13 protein-coding genes and 1 tRNA gene are annotated in these 16,363 nt (G+C 68.9%); 7 read left to right on the top strand and 7 right to left on the bottom strand.

Going from position 1 to position 16,363, the window contains the following annotated elements; genetic code table 11:
- Positions 1-7 precede the first annotated feature (7 nt).
- A complete protein-coding gene (locus tag C1746_RS08920) occupies positions 8-1,459 on the bottom strand; it encodes a hypothetical protein (protein WP_116714265.1) in 1,452 nt (483 codons plus the stop codon).
- A gap of 300 nt (positions 1,460-1,759) precedes the next feature.
- Between C1746_RS08920 and C1746_RS08915 the strand changes: the two genes are divergently transcribed.
- Positions 1,760-3,166 carry a UTP--glucose-1-phosphate uridylyltransferase gene (locus tag C1746_RS08915; protein ID WP_205711782.1) on the top strand — a complete coding sequence of 469 codons (1,407 nt, stop codon included), beginning with the start codon at positions 1,760-1,762 and terminating at the stop codon, positions 3,164-3,166.
- A 116-nt stretch (positions 3,167-3,282) separates the two neighbouring features.
- On the opposite strand, the gene C1746_RS08910 is transcribed toward C1746_RS08915, so the two are convergent.
- A tRNA-Arg gene (locus tag C1746_RS08910) sits at positions 3,283-3,358 on the bottom strand.
- 180 nt (positions 3,359-3,538) lie between these two features.
- Between C1746_RS08910 and C1746_RS08905 the strand changes: the two genes are divergently transcribed.
- On the top strand, positions 3,539-4,738 hold the full coding sequence (locus tag C1746_RS08905) for an ABC transporter ATP-binding protein (protein WP_116714263.1): 1,200 nt from the start codon (positions 3,539-3,541) through the stop codon (positions 4,736-4,738).
- Positions 4,739-4,807: 69 nt separating this feature from the next.
- Here the strand turns inward: C1746_RS08905 and C1746_RS08900 are convergent, their stop codons facing one another.
- From C1746_RS08900 to C1746_RS08885, 4 genes are all read right to left on the bottom strand, one after another.
- The gene (locus C1746_RS08900) at positions 4,808-5,581 is read right to left on the bottom strand and encodes a crotonase/enoyl-CoA hydratase family protein (RefSeq protein WP_116714262.1); all 774 of its coding nucleotides are present in this window, start codon (positions 5,579-5,581) and stop codon (positions 4,808-4,810) included.
- A gap of 29 nt (positions 5,582-5,610) precedes the next feature.
- Complete coding sequence (locus C1746_RS08895; RefSeq protein ID WP_162867560.1) at positions 5,611-6,057, bottom strand: SRPBCC family protein; 447 nt, start codon at positions 6,055-6,057, stop codon at positions 5,611-5,613.
- A gap of 79 nt (positions 6,058-6,136) precedes the next feature.
- A complete protein-coding gene (locus tag C1746_RS08890) occupies positions 6,137-8,680 on the bottom strand; it encodes an ABC transporter permease (RefSeq protein WP_116714260.1) in 2,544 nt (847 codons plus the stop codon).
- A 2-nt stretch (positions 8,681-8,682) separates the two neighbouring features.
- Complete coding sequence (locus tag C1746_RS08885; RefSeq protein ID WP_116714259.1) at positions 8,683-9,450, bottom strand: ABC transporter ATP-binding protein; 768 nt, start codon at positions 9,448-9,450, stop codon at positions 8,683-8,685.
- Positions 9,451-9,603: 153 nt separating this feature from the next.
- Here C1746_RS08885 and C1746_RS08880 point away from each other — a divergent pair, with 153 nt between their 5' ends.
- The 5 genes from C1746_RS08880 to C1746_RS08860 are packed head-to-tail and all read left to right on the top strand — an operon-like array spanning position 9,604 to position 15,507.
- Positions 9,604-10,323, top strand: coding sequence for a hypothetical protein (locus C1746_RS08880; protein ID WP_205711781.1), 720 nt, complete (start codon positions 9,604-9,606; stop codon positions 10,321-10,323).
- Positions 10,320-11,939, top strand: a complete 1,620-nt coding sequence (locus tag C1746_RS08875; protein WP_116714258.1) for a phytoene desaturase family protein — start codon at positions 10,320-10,322, stop codon at positions 11,937-11,939. Before C1746_RS08880 ends, C1746_RS08875 begins: the two co-directional genes overlap by 4 nt.
- Positions 11,936-12,814, top strand: a complete 879-nt coding sequence (locus C1746_RS08870; RefSeq protein ID WP_116714257.1) for a carotenoid biosynthesis protein — start codon at positions 11,936-11,938, stop codon at positions 12,812-12,814. The genes C1746_RS08875 and C1746_RS08870 overlap by 4 nt, the downstream gene beginning before the upstream one ends.
- A gap of 27 nt (positions 12,815-12,841) precedes the next feature.
- Complete coding sequence (locus C1746_RS08865; protein ID WP_205711780.1) at positions 12,842-13,987, top strand: glycosyltransferase family 2 protein; 1,146 nt, start codon at positions 12,842-12,844, stop codon at positions 13,985-13,987.
- A complete protein-coding gene (locus C1746_RS08860; protein WP_116714256.1) occupies positions 13,984-15,507 on the top strand; it encodes a phytoene desaturase family protein in 1,524 nt (507 codons plus the stop codon). Before C1746_RS08865 ends, C1746_RS08860 begins: the two co-directional genes overlap by 4 nt.
- Here C1746_RS08860 and C1746_RS08855 read toward each other — a convergent pair.
- Entirely contained in the window at positions 15,469-16,293 is an 825-nt protein-coding gene (locus tag C1746_RS08855) for a CDP-alcohol phosphatidyltransferase family protein (RefSeq protein WP_116714255.1), read from the bottom strand. The two genes, C1746_RS08860 and C1746_RS08855, sit on opposite strands and share 39 nt — an antisense overlap.
- Between the last annotated feature and the right edge of the window lie 70 nt (positions 16,294-16,363).

Here is a 16,363-nt window from a genome sequence, read left to right as displayed (position 1 = left end):
CCGACGCTCAGGCGGCCCGGGCGAACGGAACCTCGATGAGCTCACCCATGTCCTCGAAGTAGGAGTCGGGCAGCTCGCACGGTGGGAAGGCGGCCGCGGCATCGCGGCACATCCTCACCGAGTCCTCCAGGTGAGCGATGCCGGCGTCGAGGCCAGGTGCCTCCCCAGCCTTTGCGGCCCTGGACAACGACCGACTGAGCGAACGAGTGGCGGTGTCCAGCCGACGAACGACTTGCTGCACGTCGTCGAGCGCGGCCAGTTGCACCGCCGGCACCGTGGCCGCGACCGACGTGGCTGCCAGGTCCTTGCGGTACCGCCGCAATCGCACGACGGACGCCTTGGCATCATCGACGTCCCGGTGCGCGTCGCCGAGGTACTCGATCTCCTCGTCCAGGCGCTCGCACACCCAGGGAATCACCCACTCCAGGAGGAACTTGATCAGCGCCAGGCCGTTCAAGATCGTGAGCAGTTCGACAATCGCGTCCAGGGCCTCGCGCACGGCGTCGGTGACGCGGGAGACGATGCGGTTCACGGCCCTGATGACGGCGTTCAGCCCGCTGATCTCGGCGAGCAGACGGCCAAGACCGGTGACCAGCTCGTCGAGGTCAGCCAGCGCGTTGATGGCATCTCTGATCAGCCCGGAGATGCCGGTCGCGTCGAGGAAGGACTGGATCGCGTCGTCGATGAAGTCTCCGACGTCGTCGAGCAGGCTCAGCAGCGCGCCGACGCCGGGGATGTCGTTGATGAACTCCTCGACGTAGTCCGCCGCGTCTGCTATCGACTGCACGATGCCATCGAAGCTCGACACGGCCGATCGGAGCGCCTGGGTCTGGGCGTTCAGGTCCTGGGCGATCGACATGAGGATGGCGCTGACCCTTTCGAGTTCCGTGGACTGGACGTTCAAGTCCGTGGCGACCTCGTCCAGCTCTCGGCCTGCGCGCCGGAGATCGGCGAGTAGCGCTCGGATCTGGGCCCGCAGCTCGGGTGGCAGGAGCGGTTCGATCAGGTCCTGTTGTGGCTCCAGCGCGTTGGCGACGTCGATGAGTTGTTGGATCTGCGGCCCTAGGGCCGGGATCTGGGTCGCGGCTGCATTCAGCCCCGCTTGGGCTGCCAGCAGGGACCTCCGCAGGTTGGCCAGCGCGGTGTTGGCCCGACGGACGGGGACTCGAACCGTTCGGATCAGTCGCCGGGCGACGACGAGGACCTGCCTGGCCACCGTTGCGAGCGCGACGAGTGGCGGTGGGCCGGTCCGAATCCGACGGAGCGCCCGGGTGAGGGCGATGATGCCGGTGTTGAGCGTCGCCAAGGGCAAGTCGATGGACTTCAGCACGTTGAGCAGTGCTCCGATGGCCCCGAGCAGGGCAGCTACCGCTCTCGTGAACCGGGCCGTGGCAGTGGTGGCGGCATCCACCGATGCCCTGAACGATGTGGCGGTCTCAGCCACCTCTCGGAAGATCATTGTCCGCTCCTCAGCTCGGTGTCTGTCGTCCTGTGCCCCGCAGGACCCCTCTGCCAGGCAATTCGTCGGTGACGACGGAACAGATGGCCGACCGAGCAAGAATCCCGTCGGCTGGGCGCCCGAGCCGTGGGCTCGGCCGATCGTGCGGTGTCGCCGTCGACACCAGAGGTCAAGCTGCGAGAAGCGAGTGATCGCCTTCAAGAACTGCCGATGCGGTCACCGGATTCGCATACCCACATTCCTTGAAATCCTCAGCGATGGGCTGGCCACCAGCCATCCGAAGGCCGTACGGTCCGTGAGATGAACGCGTCCCACGACCCCGAAGTAACGGCCGGCCAACGCATGCGCGAGGCCGGGGTTGCCCAAGCAGCCATCGACACCTTCGTCCGCCAACTCGCGGATCTTCGGTCTGGCGGGTCCGGGCAGATCAGCGAGGGCGACATCGAACCGGTGGAGACGCTCGAGGACGCCGGTGGCCTGCCCAACAGCGATGACCCCGACCTACTCGACGCCACGGTCGTCATCAAGTTGAACGGAGGGCTAGGGACCAGCATGGGGATGACCGGTCCCAAGTCGCTGTTGCCGGTGAAGGATGGGTTGTCGTTCCTCGACATCACTGCCCGGCAGCTGCACGGTCAGCGGGAGCGGATGGGCGCGCGGCTGCCGCTCATCCTCATGAACAGCTTCGCGACGCGAGACGCGAGTCTGGAGGCCGTACGGGCGGTGGATCCCGGTGTCGAAGGCGTCCCGCGTGACTTCTTGCAGAACCGGGTGCCGAAGCTGCGGGCCGACGACCTCGAGCCGGTCGATTGGCCCGCGAACCGTGATCTCGAGTGGGCCCCGCCCGGTCATGGCGATCTCTACGCCGCCATTCAAGGGGATGGGCTGCTCGCCCGCCTGATCAACGCCGGCCTTCGGTACGCATTCGTCTCCAATGCCGACAATCTGGGTGCCACCCTTGACCGAGCGATCCTCGGCTGGTTCGCCGGCTCCGGCGCCCCCTTCGCCATGGAGGTCGCTGACCGCACCGCCGCCGACCGCAAGGGCGGCCACCTCGCGCGCCGGCCGGACGGCGGTCTCATCCTCCGCGAGATCGCCCAGACCCCGGAGGCTGACCTCGACTCCTTCCAGGACATCTCACGTCACCGGTACTTCAACACCAACTCGCTGTGGCTGGACCTGATCGCGATGCAGGACCTGCTGACCGAGCGGGACGGTGAACTCGGACTCCCGATGATCGTCAACCGCAAGACCGTCGACCCCACCGACCCCACCTCGACCCCGGTCATCCAGTTGGAGACCGCCATGGGTGCGGCCATCGGGGTCATCGACGGGACCACGGCCATCCGGGTCCCCCGGTCGCGCTTCCTCCCCGTGAAGACCACCAACGATCTGCTCGCGCTCCGCTCTGACGCCTACGAGCTGACCGCCGAGGCCACGGTAGCCCTCGTCCGAGCGCGCCTGGACAGTGGCCGGGACGCCGCTCCGCTGGTCAACCTCGACCCGACACACCACAAGCTGCTCGACGACTTCGAGGCGCGGTTTCCAGCCGGCCCTCCGTCGCTCGTCCTGGCGGACAGCCTGACGATCAACGGCGATGTCACCGTGGGCGGCAACGTCGCCGTGCACGGCGAGGCCGTCATCGACCACGAGGGCCCCGGCCCGCTGCGCATCGACGACGGAACGGTTCTCGGGAGCGTCGGCTAGCCGTTTCACGGCCGGGTCGAGTTGCGCCCGGTGCCGCTTGGCTCCCTGTTCTGCTCCCCAGCACCATGTCGAGCCGAGCACCCAGAACGGCAAGTGGCGCTGACCTGCGGTTTCGATGGCGCCCCCGGCAGGAATCGAACCTGCGACGCACGGTTTAGGAAACCGACGCTCTATCCACTGAGCTACGGGGGCTGGGGCGCCACCTTGCCCCATCCGACCTCTGAGCGCAGCCAGCAACCGGACTGGCACCACATGGCACCGCCCGACCACCGGCTGCCCACTATGTAAGCGCTTACAGGATTGACCCTTGCGCGATACCACGTCCTGCGGAAAGATGACGGCACCCCAACCCGAGCCTGGAGGCACCCCCACATGGCAAGAGTCACCCTCGACAAGGTCAACAAGTTCTACCCAGACGGCTACCACGCCATCAAAGACCTGTCGCTCGACATCGCTGACGGCGAGTTCATGATCCTGGTCGGTCCGTCCGGCTGCGGGAAGTCGACCGCCCTCCGCATGGTCGCCGGCCTGGAGGAGATCAGTGGTGGCAAGCTCTCCATCGGCGAGGAGGTCGTCAACGATCTGTCCCCGAAGGAGCGGGACATCGCGATGGTCTTCCAGTCCTACGCGCTGTACCCCCACATGAGCGTCGCCGACAACATGGGCTTCGCGCTGAAGCTCTCCAAGGTCCCCGCGAACGAGATCGACGAGCGGGTCAAGGAAGCCGCCGACATCCTCGGCCTCACCGAATACCTCCACCGCAAGCCCAAGGCCCTCTCCGGTGGTCAGCGGCAGCGCGTCGCCATGGGTCGTGCGATCGTCCGCTCTCCCAAGGCCTTCCTGATGGACGAGCCGCTGTCCAACCTGGACGCCAAGCTGCGTGTCCAGATGCGTGCCGAGATCGCGGCGCTCCAGCAGCGCCTCGGCGTCACCACCCTCTACGTCACCCACGACCAGGTCGAGGCCATGACGATGGGTGACCGCGTGGCCGTCCTCAAGCGCGGCGTCCTGATGCAGGCCGACTCGCCGCAGACGCTCTACGACCGCCCGGACAACCTCTTCGTGGCCGGGTTCATCGGCTCCCCGTCGATGAACATCGTCCAGGCCACCCTCTCCAAGGAGGGTGATGACCACTACGTCGCGATCGATGAGAACAACAAGCTCCGCGTCCACCCCGAGGCCTTCGACGCCTACCCGAGGTTGCCGGAGTACGTCGACAAGCCGTTGGCCGTCGGCATGCGCCCGGAGCACTTCGAGCCCGCGAGCGGCGAGTCCCGACCCAACATGGTGTGGCACAACACCCAAGTCGAGCTGGTCGAGATGCTCGGCTCGGAGATGTTGGTCCACGTCGGAACCGAAGCCCGCGCTGTGATCAGTGAGGACATGCGTGAGGCGCTGGACGACGACGAGGCCTTCGAGGCTTTGAAGGAGCAGGCCAAGAAGGGTGGCCACACGATCGTCGCACGGTTCGAGCCGGGCAAGGCACCGACCGTCGGCAGCTCACTGGACATCGTGTTCAAGACCGAGAACATGCACTTCTTCGACCCGGAGTCCGGCGAGGCCCTTCGCTAGCACCCGCCTGCGCGGACTCAGACGCCCCGGTCACTGGCCGGGGCGTCTTCCTGTGCCCGGTGGGCGGCTCTACTGGCCGAACTGCCCGTGCCGCCCGGCGCCGGCAACGAACTGCACGGCGCCGGTCTGCGCCTCCCCCGACTGCAGGACGTTGCGGCCCAACATGTACTCCCGCTGGTTCCAGCGCTCGTCGTCCAGGTCCCACTGCTCGATCGCAACCTGACGGTCCGATCGCATCGTCTGCTGGGGGAACGCTGCGATGGTCCGCGCGAGCTCGATCGCCGAGCTGAGGGCCATCCCGTCGGGCACGACCCTGTTGGCCAGTCCCATCATCAGGGCCTCCTCCGCGGCCACCGGGCGACCGGTGAGGATCATGTCCATGGCGTGTGAGTGCCCGACCAACCGCGGCAGCCGGACCGCACCCAGGTCGATCAGCGGCACACCGAATCGGCGGGAGAACACACCGAAGACCGCCGACTCAGCAGCCACGCGCATGTCGGCCCAGACGGCCAACTCCAGCCCGCCGGCGACCGCGTACCCCTCCACTGCCGCGATCACCGGCTTGGAGAGCCGCATTCGTGTCGGACCCATCGGCCCGGGAGCCGGCGGAGCCTCGATTCGCAACTCACGTCCGTCCTCCGCCACGAACGCCGTCAGGTCGGCACCCGCGCAGAAGTGAGGACCCGCCCCAGTCAGCACCGCCACCAGTTGGCGATCATCACCATCGAAGATCTGGAAGGCCCGCCGCAACGCATCCGCGGTCGGCCCGTCGACCGCGTTTCGGCTCTCCGGGCGGTCGATCTCGACGATCGTGATGGGGCCGTCGGTGCGCGTATTGATCATGCACCGGACTCTAGTGTCCTCGTCCCGAATCAGGCGCCGTAGCTCTCCAGCGTGGCCTCCAGATCCTTGCGCGTCGCACGGGCGGCCAGGCGGACCAACGGCCACAGCAGACAACCACCTCGCACGTCAGCGATGAAGTCCATGCACACCCGGGACCCGTCCTCACCGACGGGCTCCACACGCCACACACCGGTGAAGCGTCTGAAGACCCCTCGCAGCACCACAGGGTAGGTGCTGGTGTCGACCTCGATCTCGTAGGAGCGCCCGTCATCCCACGCCGTGACCGTCTCCTGCCACCGCTGGTCCGACGTGGTGACGCACTGTCGGACGGCCCCGACACCGGAGCCTCGCAGCACGGGTGTGGAGGCCAGCGCCTCGACGTGGTCGGCGTAGGAGTCCAGGTCGGACACGACAGCCCACATCGCGGCCGTGGGGCGGTCGTACTCGCGGCAGATGCTGAGGAGTTGTCGTCTCATGCCCATGACCATGAGTGGAGGGCGTCACCCCACGCAATGACGTGTGAGGTAACGCCCTCCGACGGTGACCGGCCGACCCCTACTGCGCCTCCAACGCCCGCAGGATGTCGGTCCGAGCCGCCCGTCTGGCCGGGAGGATGGCTGCCACCACACCCGCGACGGCTGCGGCCACCAGGCCGACCAGCAGTTGCAGCGGTGGGATGGACAGCGTCAAGGGCTGCTGCTCCGCCAGGGCGGTGACCACCAGCCACGCGAAGAGGATGCCGATGGTCAACCCGAACACCGCGCCGAGGAGTGCCACGAGGACGGACTCCCAGCGGACCATCGAGCGGATCTGCGGCCGCGTGGCGCCGACGGCTCGGAGCAGCCCGAGCTCGCGGGTGCGCTCCAGGACGCTCAGGCCCAGCGTGTTGACGATGCCGAACAGCGCGACCAGGACACTCAGTGCCAGCAGCGCCGTGATCAGGCCCAGCAACTGGTTGATCTGGTCGGTGATCTGCTCCATCAACCCGGTCTGATCCAGGACGGACAGTGCCGGGTACTCCGCGGCCAACAGGTCGTCGAGCCGGTCGCTGACGGCTGCGGCATCCGCATCGTCGGCCAGCTCGATGTAGGTCGAGGAGAGGCGGAAGCTGTCGGCCGAGATGCCAGCAGCCAGCAGGGCCGCCTGATCAACCAACCAGCCATCGTCCAGCGCCTCCGCGCTGTAGATGGTGACCACCTCGACGTCAACCGGGTCACCACCCAGCGCCGACATCTGGACCACGTCACCGACGGCCAATCCCTGCTCGGCTGCCGACTCCTCATCGATGGCCGCGCCACCACCGACCAGGCCGTCGGCCCCGCCGTCGATGATCTCGGTGGCGATGACCTGCTCGTAGAGACCGGCATCGGTCGCGAAGGCTGTCGCCTCCTCTCCCTCCACCTCGAGGAAGGCGAAGGACTCCGGCACCACCAGCGCCACGCCGTCGACGGCGGCCAGGTCCTCCGCCAGGCTCGGACCGGGATCGATGCCGAGCTCGAAGCCGGTCTGCGAGACGATGAAGTCGCCGCCGAAGGAGTCCTCGATGGTCTGCTCGATCGAGGCCGAGAACGAGGCCGCGAGGATCGCCACGAAGCTGACCAATGCCAGCCCGATCATGAGCGCGGAGGCCGTTGACGCGGTTCGCTGTGGGTTGCGCATGGCGTTCTGGCTGGCCAGCTCACCCTGCACCCCACGGCTGGCACGCACCGGCCCACCGATGAGGCGGACGAGGGGCCGGGTGACCAGCGGAGCCAGGAAGGCCGCACCGATCAGCGTGACGACCGCAGCTGCGCCGACCGCGGCCAGACCGAGGGACTGCAGCAGCGAGACGGCCAAGCCGGCGACTCCGCCGACGAATACGACGCCGCCGGAGACGACGCGCCCGGGCCCCGTCTGCTTGAGAGACGGCGCAGCCACCGCCTGCAGAGCCGCGACGGGCGGAACCCGCGTGGAGCGGATCGCGGGCACGACCGCCATGACGACGGTCAACACCGTGCCCAGGCCCATCGCGACGGCGAAGGTCCGGCCGGCGACGACCGGGTCACCGGATGGCAGGGCGATGCCGAAGGCGTCGAGCAGGGCGTAGAGACCCTGGGCCAGCCCGATCCCAGCGGCGAATCCGAGCACCGAGCCGATCAGCCCGATGACCAGGGCTTCGGCCAGCACCGAGCGCAGGATCTGGGCTCGGGAGGCACCGACGGCTCGCAGCAGAGCCATCTCCCGGGTTCGCTGGGCCATGATGATCGTGAAGGTGTTCGCGATCAGGAAGGCCCCGACGAACAGCGAGACGCCGGCGAAGACGAGCAGTGCCGTGGTGAAGAAGCCGAGTCCCTCCGACACCTGTGCCGCTGCCTGATCGGCGGCCTCGAGTTGGGTCAAGACCTCCACCTCGTCGGTGACGGCCGCGATCCGGTCACGCAGGTCAGCGGCGTCGACGCCGTCGTCGGCGATGACGGACAGCTGGGTGAACCCGTCCTGGCCGAACGTCTGGACGGCGTACTCCGCTTCGAGCACGACCATCGTGGCGCCGGCCAGGTTGTCAAGATCGCCGAACCCGACCGTGCCGACGACCGTCTTGTCCTGCACGGGACCGCTCAGGACCACGCCGACCGTGTCGCCGAGCTCGACCCCGAGGGCCTCGAAGGCCCCGACGTCGACCGCGATCTCATCCGCGGAGTCCGGGAACCGCCCGGAGCGCACGTCCGGTGTGGTGATGGCCTCGCTGACAGGGGCGCCCATCGCGAGGGTGGGTGGCCCGCCGCCGCCGACGGGCTCGCCGTCCCCGGAGATGAGCTGGGCCAAGCCCTGCACCTCCGGCGCGACCGTGTGGACCCCCTCGACGGCCTCGACGACCTCGACCAACTCGGCTGGAACCGGGTCTCGCTGACCGCTGAAGGGGTCGGCTGAGTCCTCGGGGCCGGTGACGACCACGTCGATGCCCGCGGTGGTCTCGCTGAACAGGTTGTCGAACGCAAGTCGCAGCGTGTCAGACAGGATGAGTGTGCCGGAGACGAAGGCGACACCCACCACGATCGCGAGCGATGTGGCGAGCAGACGCAGCTTGTGGGCACGCAGGCTTGCAAGTACGGCGCGTCCCATGATCAGCCCAGCGCCTTCATGCGGTCCAGGACCGCCTCGGCGGTCGGGTCGGCCATCTCGCCGCAGATCTGGCCATCGGCCAGGAACACGACCCGGTCGGCGTACCCGGCAGCGACGGGGTCGTGGGTGACCATCACGACGGTCTGGTTGTGCCGGTCCACGCTGCTGCGGAGGAAGGTCAGCACCTCCTCGCCGGAGGCCGAGTCCAGGTTGCCGGTTGGCTCGTCGGCGAACACGATGTCGGGGCGTCCGACCAGTGCGCGGGCGACGGCGACCCGCTGCTGCTGTCCGCCGGACAGTTCGGAGGGGCGGTGGGTGAGACGGTCGCCCAGGCTCACGGTGGTCACGACCTCGTCGAACCAGTCGTCGTCGGGGCGCCGGCCGGCCAGGCGCAGCGGGAGCAGGATGTTCTCGGTGGCGGTCAGCTGCGGCAACAGGTTGAAGGCCTGGAAGACGAAGCCGATGCGGTCGCGACGCAGCAGCGTCAACTGCTTGTCTGACAGCGCCGTCACGTCGGTGTCGCCCAGTACCACCTGACCCGAGGAGGGTCGGTCCAGCGCGGCCAAGCAGTGCATCAGCGTCGACTTGCCCGAGCCGGAGGGGCCCATGACGGCCGTGAACTGGCCGACCGGCAGTTCGAGGGACACCCCGTCCAGGGCGCGCACCGCAGTGTGACCGTCTCCGTAGATCTTCTCCAAGCCGATGGCCCGGGCCGCGAGCCGCGGCCTGCCGTGCGATGTGGGTGCCGTCGTCTCCTGAATGGTTTGCATGGGATGTTTCCTCGTGACGCGTGGGGGTCAGTTCGTTATGGGTCCGTACTGTGGCGGCCCGGCCCCGTTCCCGAAATCGGGCATCCCACTGATTTCCCGACCCTGAGATGGGCCCACTGATCTGCGGGTTTCCCCCGATAGGATCAGGCGGCGATGTCACACGTGACGATGCACCTGTGGCGGGTCCCGACGGCTCGCATCCCGCAGGCCATCGGCCGCATGGGCGTCGATCGGATCAGGCTGCGTGGCACCCCCGGGATGATCTTCCACAAGCTGCTCGGCACCGGTGACGGGACGACCTTCAGCCCCCGGGACGCTGACCTCCGCACCTGGGGGCTGGTGGCGACGTGGCGGACTCGACACGACTCGGTTGCGTTCGAGGCGCACCCGACGCTGCGTGGGTGGCGTCGCATTGCGGAGGAGGAGTGGCGGGCCGACCTCCGTCCGCTCCGCAGCCGGGGGCAGTGGAGCGGCAGGGAGCCCTTCGTGCCCACGGCTGACCCCGGGGTCTGGGACGGACCAGTCGCATCCATCACCCGGGCACGACTGGTGGCGAGGAAGGCCAGCACCTTCTGGCGGGCGGTGCCGCCGGTGGTGGCCGACCTTCCCGATGCCAGTGGCGGGCCCCTCCTCCGCGTCGGCATCGGCGAGGCCCCGATCGGCCTCCAAGGCACGTTCACCATCTGGTCCAGCCTGGACGACCTGATCGACTTCGCCTACCGGCGCACGCCGCACCGTCAGGCCATCGAGGACACAAGTCGACTGGGCTGGTACGCCGAGGAGATGTTCGCGCGGTTCGCGGTCCTGGGAATTCGTGGCACCGTGTTCGGAGTGGATCTCTCCGACGACAGACGCGGCGCGGGCGTCACATGAGGGACGTCGTCGTCATCGGTGCGGGGCACAACGCCCTCGTCGCCGCGTGCTACCTGGCTCGCGCCGGTCTGGATGTCGAGATCGTCGAGCGACGTGACGTCGTCGGCGGTGCGGTCTCCACGGTCGAGCGGTTCGACGGCTACAAGATGGATGTTGGGTCGAGCGCCCACATCATGGTCCGTCACACGGGCATCGTGGAGGAGCTCGCCCTGGGCGAGTGCGGGCTGACCTACATCGACATGGACCCGTGGGGCTTTGCGCCCGTCTCCGCTGATCCGACGGCTGTGGAGGCCGAGGCGACGGACGCCATCGCCTTCCACATCGACCTGGACACCACCTGCGAGTCGATCGCGCGGGTCTGTGGTGCCGCCGAGGCCGACGCCTATCAGGCCTTCGCAACGGACTGGGGGGGTCGAAACCAGCGGATCTTCGAGCTCTTCCAAGAGGCGCCGACCATGGTGAACATGGGGCGGCGCATGGCAGGGCTGGGACGTCGGGCTGGGCTGTCCAGCCTGGAGCTCTCGCGACAGTTCCTGACCTCCGCCGACGCGCTGCTGGACGAGCACTTCACCGACGAGCGGCTGAAGTCCGCGCTGGCCTGGCTGGGCGCGCAGTCCGGCCCACCGACCCACGAGCCGGCCACCGCCGACCTGGTCGGCTGGAACATGGTGATGCACCACCTGGCGCCCGGTCGGGCTGTCGGTGGATCCGGATCCCTCTCGGTGGCTCTTGCCGAACGGTTCAGGCGATACGGCGGCACCATCCGCCTCGGCGACGGGGCGGCCGGCATCACCACCGCAGCCGGGCGGACATCGGGCGTCCTGACCGAGTCCGGCGACCACATCGCCGCGCAGACCGTGGTCGCGGGCTGTCACGTGCTCACGACCCTCTCGCTGGTGGCGGAGCACGACCTCCCGTCCGGCTTCGCGGAGCGGGCTCGGCGGACCATCCGCACCGGGAACGGGATCGGCATGGTGGTGCGTCTCGGCACGTCGACACTGCCGGAGTACCCCGGCTCCCTGGGCGGCGCGGAGCACCACGCCATGCAGCTGTTGGCCCCGTCGCGCCGGTTCCTCCGCGAGGCGCATGGCGAGTTCGTTGCGGGTCGGCCACCGTCCAAGCCGGCCGCCCTCGCCATGGCCTTCAGCGCCATCGACCCCTCGATCGCACCAGCCGGGAAGCACAACATCACGGTCTGGGGCCAGTGGCATCCCTTCGAGCTGTCGAACGGCGAGGAGTGGGACACGATCAAGGAGCGTGAGGGCCAGAAGTTGATCGCCGCAGTCGACGCTCGCGCCCCCGGATTCGCCGACAGCGTCGAACACGCCTACGTCCAGACGCCCTTGGATCTGCAGCGGGAACTGGGGCTGGTCCGCGGCCAGGTCATGCACGTCGACATGTCCCTCGACCAGATGTTCTCGTGGCGGCCCATGCCCGAGCTCTCGGGCTATCGGATGCCGCTGGACGGTCTGTACCTGACCGGCGCGTCCACTCACCCCGGCGGCGGCGTGTTCGGCGCCAGCGGTCGGACGGCTGCACGGATCGTGCTGGACGACGCCAAACCCTCCGTCATGGCCCGGGTGTCACGAGACGTCAAGGCACGGCTGTCACGGTGACGGCGCACGTCAGCGCCCCTGGCCTGCGGGACCGGACGCGCCACGCCGTCCGTGGCTGGCGGCCCGCCCGTCCGGCGGGATGGATTCCCGTCGTGTTGGCCGTCCTGGTGATCGCCGGCCAGATCAGCTATCCCAACTACTCGGGTGCCCAGCGTGACGTCGTCACGGTCGTCACCGTGCTGCTGTTCGCGGCGGCGTCACTGACCCACGTGTGGCTCAGCCGTGGTCCGCGTTCGGCCCTGACCGTGGCGGCGGTCTTCGCTGGCGGAGGGCTATTGGTCGAGGTGGTCGGTGTCGCGACCGGGTTCCCGTTCGGCAGCTACAGCTACTCCGACCGGATCGGACCGCTGATCGGTGAGGTGCCCGTCATCATCCCGCTGGCCTGGGCGATGATGGGCTATCCGGCCCTGGTGGTAGCACGTCAGATCACACCCAGCCGCTGGCTGGGCACCTCCATCGGCGCTGCGGCGCTGGCCGCCTGGGACCTGTACCTGGATCCGCAGATGGTGACGGAGGGGTACTGGACCTGGGAGGGAACGGGTCCCTACCTGATCGGGACGGTCCCGGCCAGCAACTACCTGGCCTGGCTGGGCACCGCCTGGCTGATGATGATGGCTGCGTGGCACCTCACCGACCGGTGGTCCCGTGGCGATGGGCACAGCGTGGTCCCCGTGGCCCTCTACGTCTGGACCTGGAGCGGCAGCGCTGTTGCCCACATCCTCTACTTCGACCTGGTCCAATCCGGCGTCTACGGCGGTGTGGGCATGGGCCTGATCGTCGGCCTGCTGGCCTGGGCCAGGCTGCGCCAACCCACCCAGCCCGCCGCGTCCGCGACCGCAGGGCCCGCTCCGCCAGAGCCGGCAACCCCCGCATGACACGACCGGGGCCGGTGAGCTGAGGCGGTGCATCTGCCCGGTCTGCTGCGCCAGACCGTCGCTGTCGGCGCAGTCGGGGCGTCACTCCTGAGCGCCCACTCGCTGCTCAACTGGCTGCTGCTGCGCAAGCCGGACACCTCCGAGGTCCCCCATCCTCCGACCGTGTCGATCCTCATTCCCGCGCGCGACGAGGCCGACCGACTCGAGCCGACGCTGTGGGCGGCCATGGCCCAGGGAGGAGTGTCGGGCGAGGTGGTGGTCCTGGACGACGGCTCGACCGACGGCACCGGCGTGCTGGCTCGTCGGATCGCCGCGTCATCAGAGCACGGCGACCTGACCGTTCGTGTGCTCGACGGCAACCCTCGACCGGATGGCTGGCTGGGCAAGCCACATGCCTGCTGGCAACTGTCCCAGCACGCCACGGGAGAGGTGCTCGTCTTCCTCGACGCCGACGTCAGGCTGGAGGAGGACGCGGTGATCCGGGCGGTCGGCGTGCTCCTGGACGGCGCGCTGGATCTCCTGTCGCCGTACCCGCGTCAGGTCACGGGCAGCGCCATGGAGCGAGTGGTGCAGCCGCTCTTGCAGTGGTCCTGGCTCACCTTCCTGCCTCTCCGACTGGCCGAGCGCACACGCTCGACAAGCCTCACGGCTGGCAACGGTCAGTTCATGGTCTGCCGCACCGCGGCCTACCACGCAGCCGGGGGCCATCAGACCGTCAAGCACGAGGTCATCGAGGACGTCGCGCTGGCGCGCTCCTTCAAGTCCGCGGGGTTCCGCGTCGGGATGGCCGACGGCACCCAGCTGGCCCACTGCCGGATGTATATCGGCTGGTCGGAGTTGCGGGAGGGGTACAGCAAGTCGCTGTGGGCTGCGTTCGGCTCACCGCGGGGTGCTGTGGGGGCCCTCTCCCTGCTGGCCCTGCTGTACCTTGCTCCGCCGCTGGGGCTGCTGGTCGGCCTCGCACGGCGCGACCGCGGACTGGTTCGCCTCGGCGCCCTCGGGTACGGCGCGGCAACCATCGGCCGAGCCTTCACTGCCAGCCGAACCGGTGGCCGAGTGGTCGATGCGCCTCTCCACCCGCTCTCGATCGGGACCCTGGCCGCGTTGACGGTGCGGTCCTTCGACCGCAGACGACGCGGCCTGCTCACGTGGAAGGGTCGGGCCGTCACATGAAGCGGGTGGTCGTCATCGGCGCTGGCGTCGGGGGCTTGGCCGCCGCCGCGCGCCTGGCCGCCCTCGGGCACTCGGTCACGGTCGTCGAACAGGCGCCAACCGTCGGGGGAAAGCTCGGGGTCCACCGCGAAGCCGGGTTCACGTTCGACACCGGCCCGTCGCTGGTCACGCTGCCATGGACGCTTCTCGAGACACTCGAGGCCACGGGTGGCACGCCGGAGAACCTGCCCCTTCGTCGCCTCGACCCCATCGCCCGCTACCGCTTCGCCGACGACACCTGGCTCGACGCGTGGAGCGACGAGGCCACGTTCAAGGCCGAACTCGACCGCCACCTCGGGCTGGGCGCAGGCGTGCAGTGGGGCGCCCTGATGGAACGTGCAGAACGCGTCTGGGACGCCTCGGAGCAGCCCATCCTCCGGTCGGCCCTTCGGGGACCACTGGACCTGCTGCCCCTGGCCGCGCGACCTCGTGCGCTCCACGCCGTGGCGCCGCACCGGACCCTCCGCAGCCTGGGTCGTGAGTACCTGAGCGACCCCCGGCTGCGCATGATGCTGGACCGCTACGCCACCTACTCAGGCTCTGATCCGCGTCGCGCGCCGGCGGCGCTGGTGACCGTGCCCTACGCCGAGCGCACCTGGGGCGGCTGGTACATCGACGGCGGACTGCGAACCATCGCCACCGTGCTCACCGACCGGATCACCGCACTGGGTGGCACCGTTGCGACCGGAACTGCGGCGAGCAGGATCCTGACCGATGGCGCGGCGGCCACCGGTGTCAAACTCGCCGACGGCACTCGCATCGAAGCTGACGTGGTCGTGGCCAACGCCGACGCACAGATCCTGGCGGCTCACCTGCTCCCTCCCGCGAACCGCCGGCCTCTGCGACGACGCCTGCGCCACGCACCACGGTCGCTTGCGGGGTACGTCCTGCTGCTGGGGGTGCGCACGGCAGGTCTGTCCGGGGCCGCCGCCGACATGGCTGCCCACACCGTGCTCTTCCCAGCCGACTACGACGACGAGTTCGACTCGCTCTTCGGCCGGCCCAGCCTCCGGCGTGCTGTCGTCCGCCGAGTTGTGGGGGCAACGGTCCACCGCCATCGGTATGTGCCCGACCCCACGATCTACATCTCGGTTCCCGATGACCCCAGCGTTGCGCCGGCCGGACATCAGGCCTGGTTCGTGCTGGTCAACGCACCGCGGACCGACCAGGCCACCTCTCCCCCGGACGGCTACGCCGACCACATCCTCAGGCTCATGGCCGCGCGAGGTGTCGACGTGCGCCACGCTGTGACCCTGCGCGTGGAGCGGCCTCCGGCGGTGCTCGAGGAGACGGCGGCCACACCCGGCGGTGCGATCTACGGCACCTCGTCCAACGGTCCGTTGGCGGCCTTCCTCCGACCGCCGAACGTCAGCGATCTGCAGGGTCTGTTCCTGGTAGGTGGTTCGGCGCACCCGGGGGGCGGGCTGCCCCTGGTGCTGCTGTCAGCCGAGATCGTCGCCGGACAGGTCGGCGCGGCCTGAGTTGGCGGCGGCCTCGTCGCTGAGCGCGGCCGCCTGGGCCCGGTCGAGGGCCTGCAGGTCACGCCGCACGGCCAGGATGATCTGGGCCAGTCCGATCACGCTGAGGACGGCCAGGATGCTGATCAGGAGCGTCGCGATGAACTCGTCGATCGAGAGGAAGACCCCACCCCAGTGGACGGCGATGGAGCAGCAGATCACGCGCAGCGCGCGCTCCCCGACGGTGACGGTCCCCACCTCGCTGCCGCCGGCGTTCCGACCGCGGGCCCGGACGTACTCAAGCATGAAGAACGCGACGCCGGCCACGACCACGATCCACAACGGCCCACCCACGATCCACACAGCAACCAGGTAGAGCACGTCGTTCAGCCGATCGACGGCCGAGTCCAGCACGTACCCCCATGTTGTGGTCCGGTCGGTGGCCACCGCGACCGCGCCGTCGAGCGTGTCACCGAGGCCGCTGAAGACGATCAGCCATCCGGCCAGGATCTCCCAACGACCCCCGTACGTCGCCACCACGATCGCGGCCAGGGCGATCCAGGTCGAGGTGAAGGTCAGGACGTCGGGCTTCACGCCCCAGACGGCGAGTGGACGGGCCACGCGGTAGCCCAGCGCCAGCCAGCCGCGCAGCCAGGGGTTGGCACGCGGGTCGACGCCCCCGTGCAGTGGTTGCCACTTGTCGAAGTAGCCCTCGCGGTCGGGCACGACGACCGTGGGCCGTTCGGCAGTGACAACAGCCACGATGACCAGCACCACCAGCGCAAGGGCAAGCGCAACGGGTCCGACCATGGCGCAAGGGTACGGCGTGCGGCGTTATCTGAGCGGCGAGCCGGGTCTCAACCGCACCAGGGAGGCCACA

The organism is Euzebya tangerina (assembly GCF_003074135.1).
Taxonomy (GTDB): Bacteria; Actinomycetota; Nitriliruptoria; order Euzebyales; family Euzebyaceae; genus Euzebya; species Euzebya tangerina.
The sequence above is the reverse complement of the archived record's forward strand: the minus strand, read 5'-3'. Positions and strand labels throughout refer to the sequence as shown.